This window comes from Chryseobacterium sp. SN22, from assembly GCF_008329705.1.
GTDB lineage: Bacteria > Bacteroidota > Bacteroidia > Flavobacteriales > Weeksellaceae > Chryseobacterium.
The window spans coordinates 58,442-76,137 of the sequence record NZ_VTSX01000018.1; the positions used below are offsets into that span (position 1 = coordinate 58,442).

Sequence of the window (17,696 nt, forward strand, 5' to 3'; positions counted from 1 at the left end):
ATGTCAAATAAAAATAAATCAAGTAGATTTAATAAAATAACCATCGGTTTAGCTTCTCCGGAATCGATTCTTCAGGAATCAAGAGGGGAAGTTCTGAAGCCGGAAACCATTAACTACAGAACGCACAAGCCTGAAAGAGACGGGTTGTTCTGTGAAAAAATCTTCGGTCCCGTAAAGGATTACGAATGTGCTTGTGGTAAATACAAGAGAATTCGTTACAAAGGGATCGTTTGTGACCGTTGTGGGGTGGAAGTTACGGAGAAGAAAGTACGTAGAGAGAGAATCGGGCATATCAATCTGGTAGTTCCTATCGCTCATATCTGGTATTTCCGTTCTTTACCGAACAAAATCGGTTACCTTCTGGGAATCCCTTCCAAGAAATTGGATATGATCATCTACTATGAAAGATATGTGGTGATCCAGCAGGGTATTGCTAAAAAATTAGACGGTTCCGACTTCGAAAATATGGAATTCTTAACGGAAGAAGAGTACCTGGACATCATGGAAACCCTTCCGATCGAGAACCAGTATCTTGATGATTCCGATCCGAACAAATTCATCGCCAAAATGGGTGCTGAAGCGGTTGAAGAATTGCTGAAAAGAATCGATCTTGATGCCTTGTCTTTCGACCTGAGACACAAAGCACACAACGAAGGTTCAAAACAAAGAAGAACTGAAGCGCTTAAAAGACTGAACGTTGTAGAAGCATTGAGAGGTGCCAATACAAGAATGATCAACAAGCCTGAATGGATGATCATGCGTGTGCTTCCGGTTATCCCGCCGGAATTGAGACCATTGGTTCCGTTGGATGGTGGACGTTTCGCAACTTCCGATCTAAATGACCTTTACAGAAGGGTGATTATCAGAAATAACCGTCTGAAAAGACTATTGGAGATCAAAGCTCCGGAAGTAATCCTGAGAAATGAGAAGCGTATGCTTCAGGAATCCGTAGATTCCTTATTCGACAACACAAGAAAATCTTCTGCGGTAAAATCTGAATCCAACAGACCGTTGAAATCCCTTTCCGATTCATTGAAAGGTAAGCAGGGTCGTTTCCGTCAGAACCTATTGGGGAAAAGGGTAGATTACTCGGCACGTTCGGTAATTGTTGTAGGTCCAAACTTACAGCTTCATGAGTGCGGTATCCCTAAAGATATGGCAGCGGAACTTTACAAACCGTTCATCATCAGAAAACTGATTGAAAGAGGGATTGTAAAAACCGTAAAATCAGCAAAAAGAATCATCGACAGAAAAGAGCCTGTCGTATATGATATCCTTGAAAACGTGATGAAAGGCCACCCGGTTCTTCTGAACAGGGCACCTACGCTTCACAGACTGGGGATCCAGGCGTTCCAGCCTAAAATGATCGAAGGGAAAGCAATCCAGCTTCACCCGTTGGTAACAACGGCCTTCAACGCGGATTTCGATGGTGACCAGATGGCGGTACACTTGCCGCTAGGTCCTGAAGCGATCCTTGAAGCGCAGTTACTGATGTTAGGTTCTCAGAACATCCTGAACCCGGCAAACGGTTCCCCGATCACCGTACCTTCTCAGGACATGGTTCTTGGTCTTTATTTCATGACCAAAGAATTAAGCTCTACGGAAGAGATGAAAGTGAAAGGTGAAGGTCTGGCATTCTACTCTCCGGAAGAAGCGGAAATCGCTTACGCAGAAGGAAGAGTATCTCTGAATGCTAAAGTACGATGCAGGCTTCCGGTAAAAGAAGACGGCGAGATCGTTACCAGACTGATCGAAACTTCTGTGGGCAGAATCTTATTCAACCAGATTGTACCGAAGCAGGTAGGATATATCAATGAACTTCTTACTAAGAAATCATTGAGAAACGTAATCGGTAAGATCCTTGCTGATACGGATTTCCCTACTACCGTGAAGTTCCTTGATGCCATGAAAGACTTAGGGTATTCAAATGCATTCAAAGGAGGTCTTTCTTTCTCATTGGGAGACATCGTAGTTCCTGTGGAGAAGAAGCAGATGATTGCCACTTCTATTGAAACTGTTGACGAGATCAGGGCCAACTACAACATGGGTCTTATTACCGATACGGAACGTTACAACCAGGTAATCGACGTTTGGACAAACACCAACGCAGGATTAACGGAGATGATCATGAGCAGAATGAAAACCGACCAGGGCGGATTCAACTCTGTATATATGATGCTTGATTCCGGGGCAAGGGGTTCCAAAGAACAGATCCGTCAGTTATCCGGGATGAGAGGTTTGATGGCCAAGCCGCAGAAAGCCGGTTCTACCGGAGCGGAGATCATCGAAAACCCGATCCTTGCCAACTTTAAGGAAGGTCTTTCCATCTTGGAATACTTTATCTCTACCCACGGTGCCCGTAAAGGTCTTGCGGATACCGCTCTTAAGACGGCCGATGCCGGTTACTTAACGAGAAGGTTGGTAGACGTTGCACAGGACGTTATCGTTACAGAAGACGACTGTGGAACTTTAAGAGGTACAGAAGTTACGGCACTTAAGAAAAATGACGAGATCGTTGAAAGAATCTCCGAAAGAATCTTAGGTAGAGTATCATTACATAATATTTACGATCCTGAAAGCGATGAGTTAATCATCAATGCTGATGAAGTGATCAACGAAGTATTTGCCAGAAGAATTGAAGAAGCTGGACTGGAAGCGGTTGAAGTACGTTCACCGTTAACTTGTGAAGCAAAGAAAGGAATCTGTGCTAAATGCTACGGTAGAAACCTGGCAACAGGTAAAACCATTCACATGGGTGAAGCAGTAGGGGTAATTGCAGCACAGTCCATCGGGGAACCGGGTACTCAGCTTACGTTGAGAACCTTCCACCAGGGGGGTACTGCAGGAAACGTTTCCGAAAATCCATCCATCGTGGCAAGAAGAGACGGTATCGTTGAAATGGACGAGATCAGAACCATTACTTCTGAAGATGAAAACGGTAACACGGCTGAGGTAGTGGTTTCCCGTTCAACGGAATTCAGATTGGTGGCGGATAACGAATCCAGAACACCATTAATGGTAGCCAACGTACCTTACGGTTCCATATTGGCTGTGAAACCGGGTGATAAGGTGAAGAAAGGTGATGTGATCTGTAAGTGGGATGCCTACAACGCGGTAATCATTGCTGAGACTTCCGGTAAAGTAGAATACGAGGATATTATCCAGGGGGTTTCATTCCAGTTGGAAATCGACGAAGCGACAGGTTTCGAAGAAAAAGTAATCTCCGAATCCAGAAATAAGAAAGCCGTACCTACTCTGAAAGTGGTAGATTCCAAAGGGGTTGAGCAGAAAGCATACAACTTACCGGTAGGAGCCCACTTAATGGTCAACGATGGTGAAAAGATCAAGGCCGGTAAAGTCTTAATCAAGATCCCGAGAAAATCTGCAAAAGCAGGGGATATCACCGGGGGTCTTCCGAGAGTTACCGAATTATTCGAAGCAAGAAACCCATCCAACCCGGCAGTGGTTACAGAAATCGACGGGGTGGTTTCTTACGGAAAAATCAAGAGAGGTAACCGGGAACTTATCGTTGAAGCGAAAACAGGCGAAAGAAAAATCTACCTGGTTAAATTATCCAACCAGATCCTGGTACAGGAAAATGACTTCGTAAGAGCAGGTTCACCGCTTTCCGACGGTTCCATTACTCCGGATGATATCTTAAGAATCAAAGGTCCAACGGCGGTTCAGGAATATCTGGTAAATGAAATTCAGGAAGTTTACCGTCTTCAGGGGGTAAAAATCGACGACAAGCACTTCGAAATCATCGTTAGACAGATGATGACCAAAGTATCGATCGTGGATGGTGGAGATACCCAGTTCCTTGAAGGAGCCCTTGAGCACAAATACGACTTCCTGGAAGAAAACAACAGGGTATTCGGTCTTAAAGTGGTTGTTGACGCAGGAGATTCCAAAGTATTCCAGCCAGGTCAGATGATCACGGCAAGAGAACTGAGAGACGAAAACTCCAAGCTGAAACGTGAAGACCAGGCATTGGTTCAGGTAAGAGAAGCTCTGCCGGCTACAGCAACCCCTGTGTTACAGGGTATCACCAGAGCAGCTCTTCAGACGAAATCTTTCATGTCTGCCGCATCGTTCCAGGAAACTACAAAAGTACTGAACGAAGCTGCAGTAGCAGGTAAGGTAGATGATCTGAACGGTCTTAAGGAAAATGTAATCGTAGGACACAGAATCCCTGCAGGTACAGGTCTTAAAGAATATCAGAATGTGATCGTAGGTTCTAAAAAAGAATTCGAAGATCTTAACTAAAATTAATGATTCGGAAATTTGAGGTTTGGATTTATTTTTATATTTTCACAACCTCAAAATTTCGAATAAAAAAATATTTATAACAAATGGACAACAATCAAAATCCACAAGACGGAAACATCAACATCGAATTAAACGAAATGGTAGCAGCGGGTATCTATGCTAACTTAGCTTTGGTAAACCACTCTCCATCTGAATTCGTAGTAGATTTCATCCAGTTAATGCCAGGTGTACAACAGGCTAAAGTAAGATCAAGAGTTATTCTTGCTCCGCTTCACGCTAAAAGAGTACTTTCTGCTCTTCAGCAGAACATTGCTAACTATGAGCAGCAATTTGGAGAAATCAAAGAAGTTGAGCCTTTCGTATTAGGAGGAAACAACGTACAAGCTTAAGATTTTTCTTATATAAAAATAAAGTGCCCCGATTATTCGGGGTATTTTTTATTCATTGATATTTAATTAATTTTATCTATATACCGGATCGGTTGATAATTTATTAGAATTTTATAAAAATTAATAAAATTATCATTACACTTAGCTATATTTGCACAAAATATATAAAATGAAACGATATTTTATTTTTGGTGCAGTGCTGTGTACAACTACAGTAATGTATAGCCAGGATAATTCCATTCATAAAAATCAGAAACACCTTCAGGAGCTGTATGGGAAATATGACAAAGGCCTGAAAAAACTGCATAAAGCCGCAAAGTCAGCCGGTATTCCGCCCAATGCTTATAACGAAGAAGATTATAAAAGAACAATGGATCCGCTAACCGGAGACAATGGCTTCTATAAGCTTGCCAAACTGAATCAGGAAATCGAACAGGGAAGATATGCACCGACAAAACCGATGTCTTTTATTCCGGGAAGCGGATCTTCTACCGGGAAAATAATCAATGAGCCTTGGATCGAGAGAGGTCCTTACAGTGTAGGCGGGAGAACCCGTGCTATTATGTATGATCCCAATGATCCTGCCGGCAAAAGGGTTTTTGCGGGAGGCGTTTCCGGAGGGCTTTGGGTAAATCAGGATCCTTCCGTCAGTACCAATGAATGGACCCCGCTGAGTACCTTCTGGGCAAATACCTCTATTTCTTCTATTGCTTATGACCCTAATAATCCCCAGATCATTTACGTCGGAACCGGCGAATCTTCAACGTCTGATGCCATAGGTTCGGGAATCTGGAAATCCACCAACGGAGGAAATACCTGGACCCAGATTTTTACCATTACCCCAACCTATTCCGGAAGCATAAGAAACGGAAACTTTTACATCAATGACATTAAAGTCAGGAATAATGCCGGGGTCTCTGAAGTATATGCAGGTGTCAGCGGCGCCTACAATGACGGAGCATTTAACGGTCTGAACCAGGCCGGATTGTATAAATCGACCAATGGTGGAACTACTTTTACAAAAAACACCAGTTTATTAGCCCTTAATACAAACACCGGATTGCCAAGCTCGACAGGATATTCTATTCAGCAGATCGAAATCGGGGCGGATAATTCGGTTTGGGTTTCTACCAGAACTTCAGTATTCTCCAATATAAGTTCAGGAGGACGGATCTTAAAATCGGCAGATGGAAATACCTTCACTGAAGTATATAATGTCGGGAATGCCGGTTCCAGAGTGAATTTCACACTTTCCAGAACTGATACCAATAAAGTATATGCTTTCATGCAGGGAGCCAGCAGTAGTTCTGAGCCAATCCGTATCGCCAGATCTACAGATGGCGGAACAACGTGGCAGGCCACCAACGATCCATCACCGGTAATTACGCTTCCAACAGCTACGGATACCGGTATTCCGGCCAATGATTTTACGAGAGGACAATCTTTTTATGATCTTATTATTGCTGCCGATCCTTTGAACGACAATATCGTTTATATCGGGGGAATTGATCTTTATAAATCCATCAACGGAGGAGCCAGCTGGTCACAGATCTCGAAATGGTCGAACAACAATAATATGGCTAACCTACCGGTTACCCAGGTTCACGCAGACCAGCATGAAATTGTGTTCAACCCGTTCAACAACTATGCAACCAATCAGATGTTATTTGGGAATGACGGCGGAATCTATTTTGCAGCCAACAAAAATAATATTGCTACTGCAGGCGGTTTTGCAGCCCGGAATACAAGATATAACGTAACGCAGTTTTATACAGCGATGCTGAATCCTATAAAAACATCGGCTGATGAAGAAATGCTGGCGGGAGCCCAGGATAACGGCTCATGGTGGCTGTATGGTGCTCCGCAGTCCAATAATTTCCTGACCAGCCAGGCAGCTACTTCCGGCGACGGAATGTATACCGAATATGATGATCTGGATAATTATGAAATTGCCAGTTATGTTTACAATAATCATTATCTACTGACAAGCGGCACTTATTACCTTATTTCAAGTGCTAACAGAAATGCATACGGGCATTTCGTAAATGAAATCGCATTAGACAGGATCAATAACGTATTTTATTCGTACCGTGCAGGCTTAACCCTTTTCAGGACAGCTGGCCTTTCTGCAACTTCAACATCATTCACCAACGTTACCATGACGTTAGGAACGGCACAGACGAATGAGCAGATTTCATGGATGAAAGTTTCTCCTTACACCACGGCTTCCACTACATTATTTGTAGGAACCAACCTGGGAAGAATCTTTAAAGTAACCAATGCCAATACCACATCGTATGTATCTTCTCTGCTTACCACACCGGCTGTGGGAACAATCTCCGACATCGAATTCGGAGCCGGCGAAAATGAAATCATTGTGACGCTGTCCAATTATAACCTTACCAGCGTGTTCTTCTCAACGGACGGCGGAACAACGTGGCAGAATAAAGAAGGAAACCTTCCGGATATGCCGGTAAGAACGGTTCTAAGAAATCCTGATGATGCCAACGAAGTTATTCTGGGAACCGAAATGGGGGTATGGGGAACTACGAATTTCCTTTCCTCATCTCCGACCTGGGCTTCCATTACCGGAAATATCGGAAACGTGAGGGTGACCAACTTGGATTACCGGCCATCTACCAGAACCGTTTTGGTTTCTACTTATGGAAGAGGAGCATGGACCACCCAAAACACGCTCGTCAATTTGGCAACCGGAGAAGTAAAATCTAAAAAAGACGGCATAAGAATATATCCGAATCCGTCCAAAGGAATTTCACATCTCCGATTCGATACAGCTGAGTACAACGCGGTAGACATCAGCATTTTCGATGCATCCGGAAGATTGGTGTATTCAAAGAAGAACGTAAGATCCGATGAGGAATTCGGGCAGCGTTTAACCCCCGGAGGCTACATACTGAAAGCCGAAGCCAAAGGAAAAACGGTATACAGCGGAAACTATCTCGTGCTGGGCAAAGTCAAAGATGACGGGGACGATGATTAATGAATAATCAATTATTGACAATACTATTTTGGATACTGGCGCTTTCCTGTAAAGCGCCGGTTTCTTCATATCAGAATAACAGGGTGACTTTGGTTTCTGCTGAAAAGTCAGCATGGTCCGGCGGAAGGCCCGGAATACGGGGAATACTCTATACCGTGGCTTTAAAATCTGAAAACAGCAAAGATCACATTACCGTTAAAACTTTCAGAGCAGAAGGAAATACAGTAAGCTTCAGGCAGATTGGTTCGGGAAATACAGCTAGTGTAAAAGGTAATTTTCAGATGGCTGATGAGACCAATAATTTTACCTATCCTTCTTCCGGAGTACCCGCTGAAAAACCGGTTATTTTGAATCAAAAAGACAGCTGGATCGAGTATACACTAAATGATTCCGGAAAAAAATACAGAATCGTGATTCCTGAATTTACTACGGTAGAACCTGAGGGAGAATTGATCCCACGGCGACCATAATCTCTTATTTCTTGATTAAAAAACTATTTTTTATATTCCTTTTTATTCGTTTCCTGATCGTATTGATGAATACGGTTTATCCTGCGGTTTCCTACATCAAAGGTGCGCTTTATAAAAGCACCCAGTATCATATTTTAAATCATGGAACCGGTACGTCCGAAACCGTTTCTTTTTCAGAAAAAGAATTAATAAACGCTGAATGGAAAGAAAAAAAAGAATTTGTCCTGAATGGGTTTTCCTATGACATCATTAAAGTAGATCTTAAAAACGGACAAAAATATTACCGCTGTTATTTTGACAAAAAAGATATCGTTATCAACTCCATCCTAAAGTTCTCGGGATTTTTCGTGACAAAAAAAGTGTATGCCTGGCGGCATTTTAATCTACCTGTACAGCACAAAAAAGTCATAAAAACATCAGGCTTTTTTATTGTTTCCGGCTCCGGGCAGCCGGATCTTTTTACTTTTTGTTTTAAATCTGAATCAGATTATTTAAATCGGTTGGAAAATACCTATGATTTGTCTGTTGTAATTCCGCCTCCGGAAGAAAGTTCATCCCCTGAAAAACTTTTAAACGACAAATAATTAATTTTAAAATCAATGAAAAAATATATATGTATGGCAGCTATATTAGGCTGTACCATTGCGAATGCCCAACAGTCCCCGGAAACGAATATCGAAGAAGTAGCCATCCAGGGAAGGAAAAAAATAAAGCAGGAACGCGCAGAATTTAAAAGACATGCACAATCGGTGGAAACCCTCTCTGAAGAAGAACTGAACAGAAATAATCCCGCTGCCATCGACCAGATCTTATCCACCATGCCGGGGGTGCAGGTTGATAAAAGAACGAATTTCGGAGGCCAGCGGCTGGTTGTCCGCGGTTACGGAAACGATCAGAAATTCAATAACTGGGGAGTAAAAGCCTACTGGAATAATATGCCGCTTACCAATGCCGAGGGAATCACTATTCTGGATGATGTCGATTTTGCTTACGTCAACAATGTTGAGGTGATTAAAGGGCCGGCAGCAACTATGTATGGCGGCGGAGTAGGCGGGGTAGTCCGCTTTTACACACGTCCCGATTTTATCAAAGGAGTCAGCGTATCGGAAAATGTTTTGGCAGGTGCTTTTAAAACATTCCAGTCCCGTACGCAGCTTAATCTGGCAGATGAAAATTATTCCGTGAATGCAGCTTACGGCCATCTTGAAACGGAGGGCTACCGGCCGAACGGAAGCGGCCTGAAAAACTTTTTTAATGTTAATGGAACGGTAAAATTGGGAAAAAATGACCAATTGAGTTTCTTTGGAAGTCAGGCTTACTCCTATGAACGGATTTCCGGACAGATTTCTTACGACGATTATTATGCAGGAATCGATAACGGGAATCTTGCTTATATTCGTAAAGATGCAGGGAATAAGATAAAATCTACCCGCGTAGGGCTGAGCAACTCGGTGAATATTCTTCCGAATCTTAGAAATTATACCACTTTGTTTTATTACAACGGAAATATCGAAAGTGTTTCAGCAGGAGCATACGGAGTAACAAATTCACCGAATGTAGGCCTGCGTTCTACCTTTACCCTGAAAAATGAATTCAAAGATTTCGAAAACCGATTCGATTTCGGAACCGAAATTCAGAATTCGATGTCTACCACCTCAAGTTACCGTTTCACCGGATCTGTTACAAATCCTCTGGAAACCACGGGAGTTTCCGGGGCTTCCTATTTTAAATACAACAACAACCAGGCAACTTATTTTGCGATCGATTATTTAACGTACAAACCATGGGGCGTAACTTTCCTTGCAGGGATCAGCGCCAATAAAACCAATTATGACCGGAAAGATCTGTATGCGCTTCCGGGATTGATTTCGGGTAAAAAAGATCAGTCTTTCGAAAAGCAGTATGAAACGGCATATACTCCGCATTTTGCCATACAGAAAGAATGGAAGCATCAGATTTTTAGTTTAAGCTACAGCGAGGGCTATAACGCTCCTACAGCAACTTCTTCTTTTATCAATTTTACCAACACAACCAATAATGACCTGAAGCCGGAACGCGCCAAGATGTTGGATTTCAGCGTGCATGGGCTGCTGATGGATACCAAGCTGGATTATCAGGTTTCTGTTTTCAGGATTGATTATTCAAACAAATTAACCCAACTGGCCATTCCTAATTCCAATAACCAGACTTACTGGGCAAATACGGGAAGCCAGAAAAACAGCGGTCTGGAAGTAAGCGTCGGTTATCAGTATAAAAACGATAATTCTTTTGTCAACAGAATAGTCCCTTTTGTTAATATGTCTTATTACGATGCGAAATATAAAGATTTTAAAACAAGATTATTAGGAGGAGAACAGACTTATGATCATCAAACAGTAGTGGGTGTTCCTAGAAATAAATATGCCATCGGTCTGGATATATATACAACGCCTGGTTTTTATCTGGTAAATACCTACAACTATCTGGGCAATGTGTATACGGATTTTGCCAATACCAATCTTGTAAAAGGTTTCGGATTGCTTAATTCTAAACTGGGTTATAGAAAATCCTTCGGCAAATTTGATCTTGATGCTTATGTTATGGGAAATAATTTAACCAGCCAGGTTAATTATACTTTCCTTTTTTTAGGAAACAGCATCAACGATTCAGATACCGGCAGTGGTTATCCCAAGGGTGTCGCAACGGATCTCAATCCCGGACCGAACAAAGCCTATTTCTTTTACGGACTGAATCTGAAATACCGGTTCTGATTCTCACAAAAAAGCTGTTTCATCCCGTGGAGCAGCTTTTTTATTAAATCCCCGGTTCTTTGCTCCTGTCATGTTTTTAATGACCAATCCATACATAAACAAAATAATAATGCTGATAAATTAAAAAAATAACATCCACATTTTACAATTTTATATCTTTGCTTTTAAATATGATACAACAGATATGATGACTAATCAATTTATTATTAATAAATTCGGCTTTATGGGTGGTGATTTCATAAAGGAACTCGATCAGCATGCCATAATGACTCAAATTAAAGCCAAGACCGAAATTGTAAGGGAAGGGCAGAAGAATAAATTTGTTCCGTTTCTCATCAACGGATCCATCAGGGTTTTTACATTGAATGACGGCCGCGAACTTGTCTATTATTACATCCGGAGAAACGACAGTTGCATGATGACATTTTCTTCCATTTTTACCGATTACACCAGCCGCGTATATGCCGTTGCTGAAGAAGATTCCGAAATCATGCTGATCCCTGTTTCCATAATCCACGAATGGCTGATCCGTTTTCCAGAAATCAATAAAGTATTCTATCAAGAATACGACAAAAGGTTTTCCGATGTCATGAGCATGGTGAATGATGCCGTATTCCACCGGTTGGATAAACGGGTACTGAACTATGTCCGTCAGCAGATCTCTGTTACCGGTAACAATCCGGTACGACTTACCCACCGGGAAATTGCAGGAAATCTGGGAACATCGAGAGAAGTAATCAGCCGGGTATTAAAAAAAATGGAGAATGAAGGTGAGCTCGTTCAGACCAAAGAAGGCATAAAAATTCCTGTAAATGAAAATGTTAGACAGGGCTAATACTTTTTATTAAATAATATTAATAGTCTTATTGATAAAAACAGTCCGGTCGGTGACTTTTATCACGCAATTTTCGCTTTTTAAGTTTCTAAGTTTGTCTTACTAATTTTTTAATAATAGGTATGACAAAAACACTCCTCTTTTTGTCGATGTTCATCACAGGTTCCGCCTTTGCACAGGACGATCTGTTGAAAGATATCGACACCATTCAAACCAAAACTCCGGATACGGAACAACCTGCATTCAAAGCGCTCCAGATCGTTACCGGACAATCGACCAAACTTCCGGCAAATAACGAGTGGTACATTGTGGTCGCCCACCGTTTCGGGGATGTGAGCAAAGGGTTCAAAGACTTTTTCGGATTAGATGATGCTTCTACCAAACTTGGGGTTATTTATGGAGTTACGGAAGGTATTTCCGTAAGCTTTTCGCGCGAGACCAACCTTAAAACTTTTGAAGGTGCCGTAAAATATAAGCTTGTAAAACAAGGCGAAAGTTTTCCGGTAGACATTGCCGGATATAATGTAATGGCAGTGAATACAGCCCTGAGTAAGGACAGTTACCCGCATCTTCAGTTCGGCGACAGGCTTTCCTATCTTACCCAGGCTTTGATCTCGCGGAGATTCAACGATAAATTTTCATTGCAGCTGACGCCGTCGTATGTTCACAAGAACCTTTACGAACCGATGATTGAAGATAAAAATCAGTTTCTTACAGGTTTGGGCGGCCGTTATAAAATCTCCAAAAGGATTTCCATCAATGCTGAATATTTTGTGAATTTTGACAGCCACAGTTTCTACAAGAACCCACTTTCATTAGGGATGGATATAGAAACCGGGGGACACGTGTTCCAGCTTTTATTCACCAATTCCCAGCTTAATTCCGACATTGGTTATCTTACCAACGCGGCAGGAAAATGGGATAAAGGACAGATTTTCTTCGGGTTTAATCTTTACAGAGTATTTTAAAGTATGAAAAAAATAATATTTACCCTTTCATCGGCTGTTCTGCTGACGGCATGTGAGAGCAGGACCTATGAAGAGATTTCGGATAATACGCCGATTACACAGGTCGTAACCTACAATAAGGATGTGAAAGCGATTATGGATGCCAATTGCATAAGCTGCCATTCGCCGGGACCGAAGGACCTTACGAATTATACCCAGGTTAAAACCAACATAAACAATATCATCGACAGGATAAGCCGTGCCAACGGAGATCCACTGAAAATGCCGCAGGGCGGAAGTCTGTCTCCGGCGCAAATCAATATCATCAACAAATGGAAAGCCGACGGCCTTCTTGAAAACTAAATCCGTTCTTATGAAAAAGCTTATTTTAATTACGGCTGCCTTACTTTTTGCCAATTTTACCTTGGCGCAGAAATATGTGGCGAAAACAGGAAAAGTATCATTTGAAGCATCTGTGCCTTTATTTGAAGACGTTTTTGCACAGGATGACAATAACGTAGCGGTGATCAATGCAGATACCGGTGAATTTGCTTCGGTTTCCAACGTCAAGAATTTCCATTTCAAAACGAAATTGATGGAAGAACACTTTAACGAAAGCTATGCGGAAACGGCAAAATACCCTAAGACGACATTCAAAGGAAAGATTGTGAATTTTGATAAATCCAAGCTTTCTTCCTCTCCTCAGAAATATACGGTTCAGGGAACCCTGAATTTCCACGGGGTTGATAAAGCATACAATTCTACGGCTTCCGTCTATGCCAAAGACGGAAGAATATACATGGCCGGAGGATTTGTGGTAAGGCCGGCCGATCATAAAGTAACCATCCCGAAAATGGTCACCAAAAAAATAGCCGAAAGTGTAAATGTTCAATACAGCTATGCCTTTTCAAAACAATGAAAACGATCATTTTATTCTTAAGCCTGTTCCTGAGTATGGCATTCGTGTCTGCTCAGGAAAAAGCAAAATCCATTTATGATATTGCCAGAAGCGGGACGGTTGACGAAGTAAAAGAGCTGATGAAGCAAAACCCGGACATCATCAACCAGACCAACGACAGCGGCTTTTCACCGCTTATTCTTGCCTGCTACAGGGGGAACGTTGAGGTTGCTAAATTTTTGATGGATCATGTGAAAGACATTAATTACAAAAGCCCGGAAGGAACGGCGTTATCGGGACTTTCTGTAAAATACAACAAAGAGCTGGCAGGGTATCTTCTCAGCAAAGGGGCCAATCCGGATATTGCAGATGCTTCCGGAGCCACACCTCTGTTCTGGGCCGTAAAATTCGGTAATAAGGAAATGACGGAATTGCTGCTGAAGCACAAAGCCGATAAAGCCATAAAGGATGCTCAGGGAATGACGCCTTTTGAATATGCATTACAGACAAACAATAAAGAAATTATTAATCTGCTTAAAAATTAACGAATGAAAAAAGTTTTACTTACTTTATCCATGGCTGCGGCTTCATTACTGAGCGCGCAGTTTTATTCCTCAGGGGTAGTCAATCTCCCCGCCGCGGGAATGACGGTGAAATTGGATACCAATGCCACGACGGTTACCATTACGCTGACCGGTGACAGCAATTCGATGCTGGGGATAGGCTTTGGAAATGTAGGGATGGCATCCGGATCAGACGGGTTTATTTACAATTCCTCTGCAAACCGGGATTACACATTTGCCGGTTATACCGCGCCTACAGCTGATGCATCCCAGGACTGGACCCAGACTTCGAATACAGTTTCCGGAAGTACCCGAACGGTTGTCGCCACACGCTCCCTTACAGGAGGATCAGGTGATTTCGCTATTCAGAATGCACCGGGAAGCATCAATATTTTCTATGCAAGAACCGGCGGCAGCCAGGCCATCGCTTATCATGCCGCAGGTACGAGAGGCCTCACAACCCTTACCATGGGATCTGTTCTGGCAACAGGGGAAGCAGCGGCGGAACCTAAAAAAGTGGTGCTTTATCCGAATCCTGCCAAAGAGGCCTTTACCTTTAAAAACGTAGAGAAAATAAAGAATATTGATATTTACGAAGCGACGGGAAGAAAAGTGAGGGCCCTAAAAATAGAGGGAAAAGAAGTAAATATTTCCGAACTGAAATCCGGGAATTACTATCTGGAAATTACTTTAAAAGACGGTTCTACCGTTTTCGAACAGCTGATCAAACAATAAGCAAAAGGCCACTGAAAAGTGGCTTTTTTTATTATAACCGGTAACAAAGCTTTAATGTTTTTTTAACCGGCTAAATTTTCCTGTGAAAAACAGGGAGACTACCTTTGCAGAAAATTTAAGCAATGAAACAAGGGGTATTATTTATAATGCTGATTTTTTCACTGGCGGTTTCAGCGCAGAAAGCAAGTGCTGATACGGCTCAGGTTGTCGTCCCAAACCGGTACAACAGTGTGGAAGCGCAGGCCAGACCGTATGTCATCATGATTTCCACCGATGGATTCCGCTATGATTATGCTGAAAAATACCACGCGGAAAACCTTCTGAAATATGCTGCGGAAGGAGTACGGGCAAAAGATATGCTGCCAAGCTATCCGAGCATTACCTTTCCGAACCACTGGACATTAATTACCGGCCTGTATCCTTCCCACCACGGCCTTATCGACAATTATTTCTACGATTATAAGCGGAAGGAAAATTACGAAGCGAGCAGCAGGAAGACTGCGGAAGACGGAAGCTGGTACGGCGGAACTCCGCTGTGGACACTGGCCGAAAAACAGGGCTTGGTTTCCGCTTCCATGATGTGGGTAGGATCCGCAAGCGATGCCGGAGGAAAACGGCCTGCCTACTATTACCCTTACCACGAAAAATTTTCACCTTCGGAAAAGGTAGATAAAGTAATCAACTGGCTGAAGCTGCCGGTGGACCAAAGACCGCATTTTATCGCCCTGTATTTTCCGGAAGTGGATGCGTCCGGCCATCATTTCGGGCCCGATTCCAGAGAAACCGGAGAAGCAGTACATTTAGTGGATCAGGCTATTGGCAATCTGGTTCGCAAGGTAAATGATCTGGGACTGAAAAATGTAAATTTTGTCTTTGTCTCAGACCACGGCATGATCAAAGTAGACGGAGAATATCCTCTGGAAATTCCTTCTTTGTTACTGGATAAAAATAAATTCGATTACTACAATTCCCAGACAATTCTGAGGGTTTATGTTAAAGATCCGGTGGATATCAGGAAGACGTATAAACAACTGAAAAAAGAGAAAACCGGAGATTATGAGGTTTATCTGGATAAAAAGTTCCCTGAATATCTTCATTTCGCCACAAAGGATGACCGTTACAACAGAATCGGGCAGATTATACTGATCCCGAAAGCACCGAAAATATTTCTCGAAAAAGGAAAGAAGGGTCCGGTAGGAAAACACGGTTACGATCCACGTACGGTTCCTGAGATGAAAGCCACTTTCTTTGCCTGGGGCCCGGAATTTAAAAATAATCTGAAAATCGGTGAATTCCAGAATATAAACGTATACCCGCTGGTTGCCGATATTCTAGGATTAAAAATCGATCACCCAATCGACGGAAAACTGAAAGTACTGAAAAGAATACTGAAGAAGAATTAATAATGTAAGAATGTATTTAATGGTATCATCAATACTTAAATTAATCTTAGCGTGAATTCAGCCGTATTGATTTATTTTCAATAGTTTATTTAAATGGAAGTTGTAGTTCAGGTTGGTGGGTCAGAATTTTAATGAGGTTTCTGTTGATAAGTAACAACGATTTAATTAATACCTTTCATAGCAATGCTGACAAAAGAAACTTCCGGGACCCTGCTTCCTTATTCAGCCTATTAATCTGATTTCTACTCTGGGCCCACGTTGTTCTTACTCTAAACTCTGCCTCTACCTTAATCTGAACCTCAGCCTCAAAACAAAAAGCTCCCCGGAACCGAAGAGCTTTTGTTGAAAATATATGAAGATTTATAAAGATTTCATATCAATTACAAAACGATATTTCACGTCGCTTTTCAGCATTCTTTCATACGCTTCGTTGATCTCGCTCATTTTAATAAGTTCAATGTCCGAAACAATATTGTGTTCGCCGCAGAAATCCAGCATTTCCTGGGTTTCGACAATTCCTCCGATCAGGGAACCTGCTACCGAACGTCTCTGGAAGATCATCGGAACGGTGCTTGGCTTGGTTTCCTCAAACTGACCGACAAATCCTACCAGAACCAGTGTCCCGTTTAATGCAACTGTCTGCAGATAAGGATTGATGTCATGTTCGTAAGGCACGGTATCGATAATTAAATCGAATTTCCCCTGCACGGAATCCATATGTTCCTGCTCTGTGGAAATCACCACATGGTCTGCACCCAGTTTTTTTGCATCTTCGGTCTTTCCCGGTGTTCTGGAAAATAAAGTAACTTCAGCACCAAGGCCTTTGGCCAGCTTGATGGCCATATGCCCCAGACCTCCCAAACCGACTACTGCTACTTTGGAATCTGCACCAACATTCCAGTGTCTCAGGGGAGACCAGGTGGTGATTCCGGCACATAGAAGAGGAGCCACGGCTGCCAAATCAAGGTTTTCAGGGACGCTCAGTACAAAGTCTTCATCCACGACCACTTTCTGGGAATATCCTCCGAAAGTCTGTCCGCCCAGATGCTTGTCTTTTCCGTTATACGTTCCGGTAAATCCGTTCTGGCAGTATTGCTCCAGATCGTGTTTACAGCTTTCGCATTCTCCGCAGGAATCTACCATACAGCCGACGGCAGCCAGGTCGCCCACCTTAAATTTGGAAACCTCATTTCCTACGTTGGTAATTCTTCCTACGATTTCATGTCCGGGAACCACAGGGTACATCGATCCGCCCCAATCGTTTCTGGCGGTATGAAGATCGGAGTGGCATACACCGCAATATAGAATTTCAATTTCAATGTCTTTTGGGGTAACTTCCCGTCTTTCAATCTTTAATTCCTGAAGATCGGCAGTTTTGGATTCTGCTCCGTAAGCTTTTACTGTGAATGTGCTCATTTGTTTAGTATTAATTATTT

The 17,696-nt window shown here is 42.5% G+C and carries 14 protein-coding genes; 13 read left to right on the forward strand and 1 reads right to left on the reverse strand.

Translation table 11 applies throughout. The annotated features are described in order from the left end of the window. The 13 genes from rpoC (at position 1) to FY557_RS13425 (ending at position 16,260) form a co-directional block, all read left to right on the forward strand. Entirely contained in the window at positions 1-4,266 is a 4,266-nt protein-coding gene (rpoC, locus tag FY557_RS13365) for a DNA-directed RNA polymerase subunit beta' (protein ID WP_149247737.1), read from the forward strand. 86 nt (positions 4,267-4,352) lie between these two features. Continuing rightward, positions 4,353-4,658 (forward strand): DUF3467 domain-containing protein, encoded by a 306-nt coding sequence (locus FY557_RS13370; protein ID WP_027375539.1) that lies wholly within the window; start codon positions 4,353-4,355, stop codon positions 4,656-4,658. A gap of 169 nt (positions 4,659-4,827) precedes the next feature. Beyond that, positions 4,828-7,659 (forward strand): T9SS type A sorting domain-containing protein, encoded by a 2,832-nt coding sequence (locus FY557_RS13375; protein WP_149247738.1) that lies wholly within the window; start codon positions 4,828-4,830, stop codon positions 7,657-7,659. A 14-nt stretch (positions 7,660-7,673) separates the two neighbouring features. Next, entirely contained in the window at positions 7,674-8,129 is a 456-nt protein-coding gene (locus FY557_RS13380; RefSeq protein WP_149247739.1) for a hypothetical protein, read from the forward strand. An 11-nt stretch (positions 8,130-8,140) separates the two neighbouring features. Beyond that, positions 8,141-8,713, forward strand: coding sequence for a hypothetical protein (locus FY557_RS13385; RefSeq protein WP_149247740.1), 573 nt, complete (start codon positions 8,141-8,143; stop codon positions 8,711-8,713). 33 nt (positions 8,714-8,746) lie between these two features. Next, complete coding sequence (locus FY557_RS13390; protein ID WP_228451787.1) at positions 8,747-10,879, forward strand: TonB-dependent receptor; 2,133 nt, start codon at positions 8,747-8,749, stop codon at positions 10,877-10,879. Between the two features lie 184 nt (positions 10,880-11,063). After that, positions 11,064-11,714, forward strand: coding sequence for a Crp/Fnr family transcriptional regulator (locus tag FY557_RS13395; protein ID WP_149247742.1), 651 nt, complete (start codon positions 11,064-11,066; stop codon positions 11,712-11,714). A gap of 122 nt (positions 11,715-11,836) precedes the next feature. Beyond that, positions 11,837-12,682 (forward strand): DUF5777 family beta-barrel protein, encoded by an 846-nt coding sequence (locus FY557_RS13400; protein ID WP_149247743.1) that lies wholly within the window; start codon positions 11,837-11,839, stop codon positions 12,680-12,682. Positions 12,683-12,685: 3 nt separating this feature from the next. Then, complete coding sequence (locus FY557_RS13405) at positions 12,686-13,024, forward strand: lipoprotein (RefSeq protein WP_149247744.1); 339 nt, start codon at positions 12,686-12,688, stop codon at positions 13,022-13,024. 10 nt (positions 13,025-13,034) lie between these two features. Next, entirely contained in the window at positions 13,035-13,580 is a 546-nt protein-coding gene (locus tag FY557_RS13410) for a YceI family protein (RefSeq protein WP_149247745.1), read from the forward strand. Beyond that, complete coding sequence (locus tag FY557_RS13415; RefSeq protein WP_149247746.1) at positions 13,577-14,104, forward strand: ankyrin repeat domain-containing protein; 528 nt, start codon at positions 13,577-13,579, stop codon at positions 14,102-14,104. The genes FY557_RS13410 and FY557_RS13415 overlap by 4 nt, the downstream gene beginning before the upstream one ends. A 3-nt stretch (positions 14,105-14,107) precedes the next feature. Continuing rightward, complete coding sequence (locus tag FY557_RS13420) at positions 14,108-14,857, forward strand: T9SS type A sorting domain-containing protein (RefSeq protein ID WP_149247747.1); 750 nt, start codon at positions 14,108-14,110, stop codon at positions 14,855-14,857. A gap of 122 nt (positions 14,858-14,979) precedes the next feature. Continuing rightward, entirely contained in the window at positions 14,980-16,260 is a 1,281-nt protein-coding gene (locus tag FY557_RS13425) for an ectonucleotide pyrophosphatase/phosphodiesterase (protein ID WP_149247748.1), read from the forward strand. Positions 16,261-16,620: 360 nt separating this feature from the next. Here FY557_RS13425 and FY557_RS13430 read toward each other — a convergent pair whose 3' ends face one another. Beyond that, positions 16,621-17,676: an NAD(P)-dependent alcohol dehydrogenase gene (locus FY557_RS13430; protein ID WP_149247749.1), complete on the reverse strand. Its 1,056-nt coding sequence runs from the start codon at positions 17,674-17,676 to the stop codon at positions 16,621-16,623. Positions 17,677-17,696: the final 20 nt, after the last annotated feature.

Coding starts and splice junctions, on each gene's coding strand:
- rpoC (WP_149247737.1), top strand. CDS start 1: ATGTCAAATAAAAATAAATCAAGTAGATTTAATAAAATAACCATCGGT.
- FY557_RS13370 (WP_027375539.1), top strand. CDS start 4,353: ATGGACAACAATCAAAATCCACAAGACGGAAACATCAACATCGAATTA.
- FY557_RS13375 (WP_149247738.1), top strand. CDS start 4,828: ATGAAACGATATTTTATTTTTGGTGCAGTGCTGTGTACAACTACAGTA.
- FY557_RS13390 (WP_228451787.1), top strand. CDS start 8,747: ATGGCAGCTATATTAGGCTGTACCATTGCGAATGCCCAACAGTCCCCG.
- FY557_RS13395 (WP_149247742.1), top strand. CDS start 11,064: ATGATGACTAATCAATTTATTATTAATAAATTCGGCTTTATGGGTGGT.
- FY557_RS13400 (WP_149247743.1), top strand. CDS start 11,837: ATGACAAAAACACTCCTCTTTTTGTCGATGTTCATCACAGGTTCCGCC.
- FY557_RS13405 (WP_149247744.1), top strand. CDS start 12,686: ATGAAAAAAATAATATTTACCCTTTCATCGGCTGTTCTGCTGACGGCA.
- FY557_RS13410 (WP_149247745.1), top strand. CDS start 13,035: ATGAAAAAGCTTATTTTAATTACGGCTGCCTTACTTTTTGCCAATTTT.
- FY557_RS13415 (WP_149247746.1), top strand. CDS start 13,577: ATGAAAACGATCATTTTATTCTTAAGCCTGTTCCTGAGTATGGCATTC.
- FY557_RS13420 (WP_149247747.1), top strand. CDS start 14,108: ATGAAAAAAGTTTTACTTACTTTATCCATGGCTGCGGCTTCATTACTG.
- FY557_RS13425 (WP_149247748.1), top strand. CDS start 14,980: ATGAAACAAGGGGTATTATTTATAATGCTGATTTTTTCACTGGCGGTT.
- FY557_RS13430 (WP_149247749.1), bottom strand. CDS start 17,676: ATGAGCACATTCACAGTAAAAGCTTACGGAGCAGAATCCAAAACTGCC.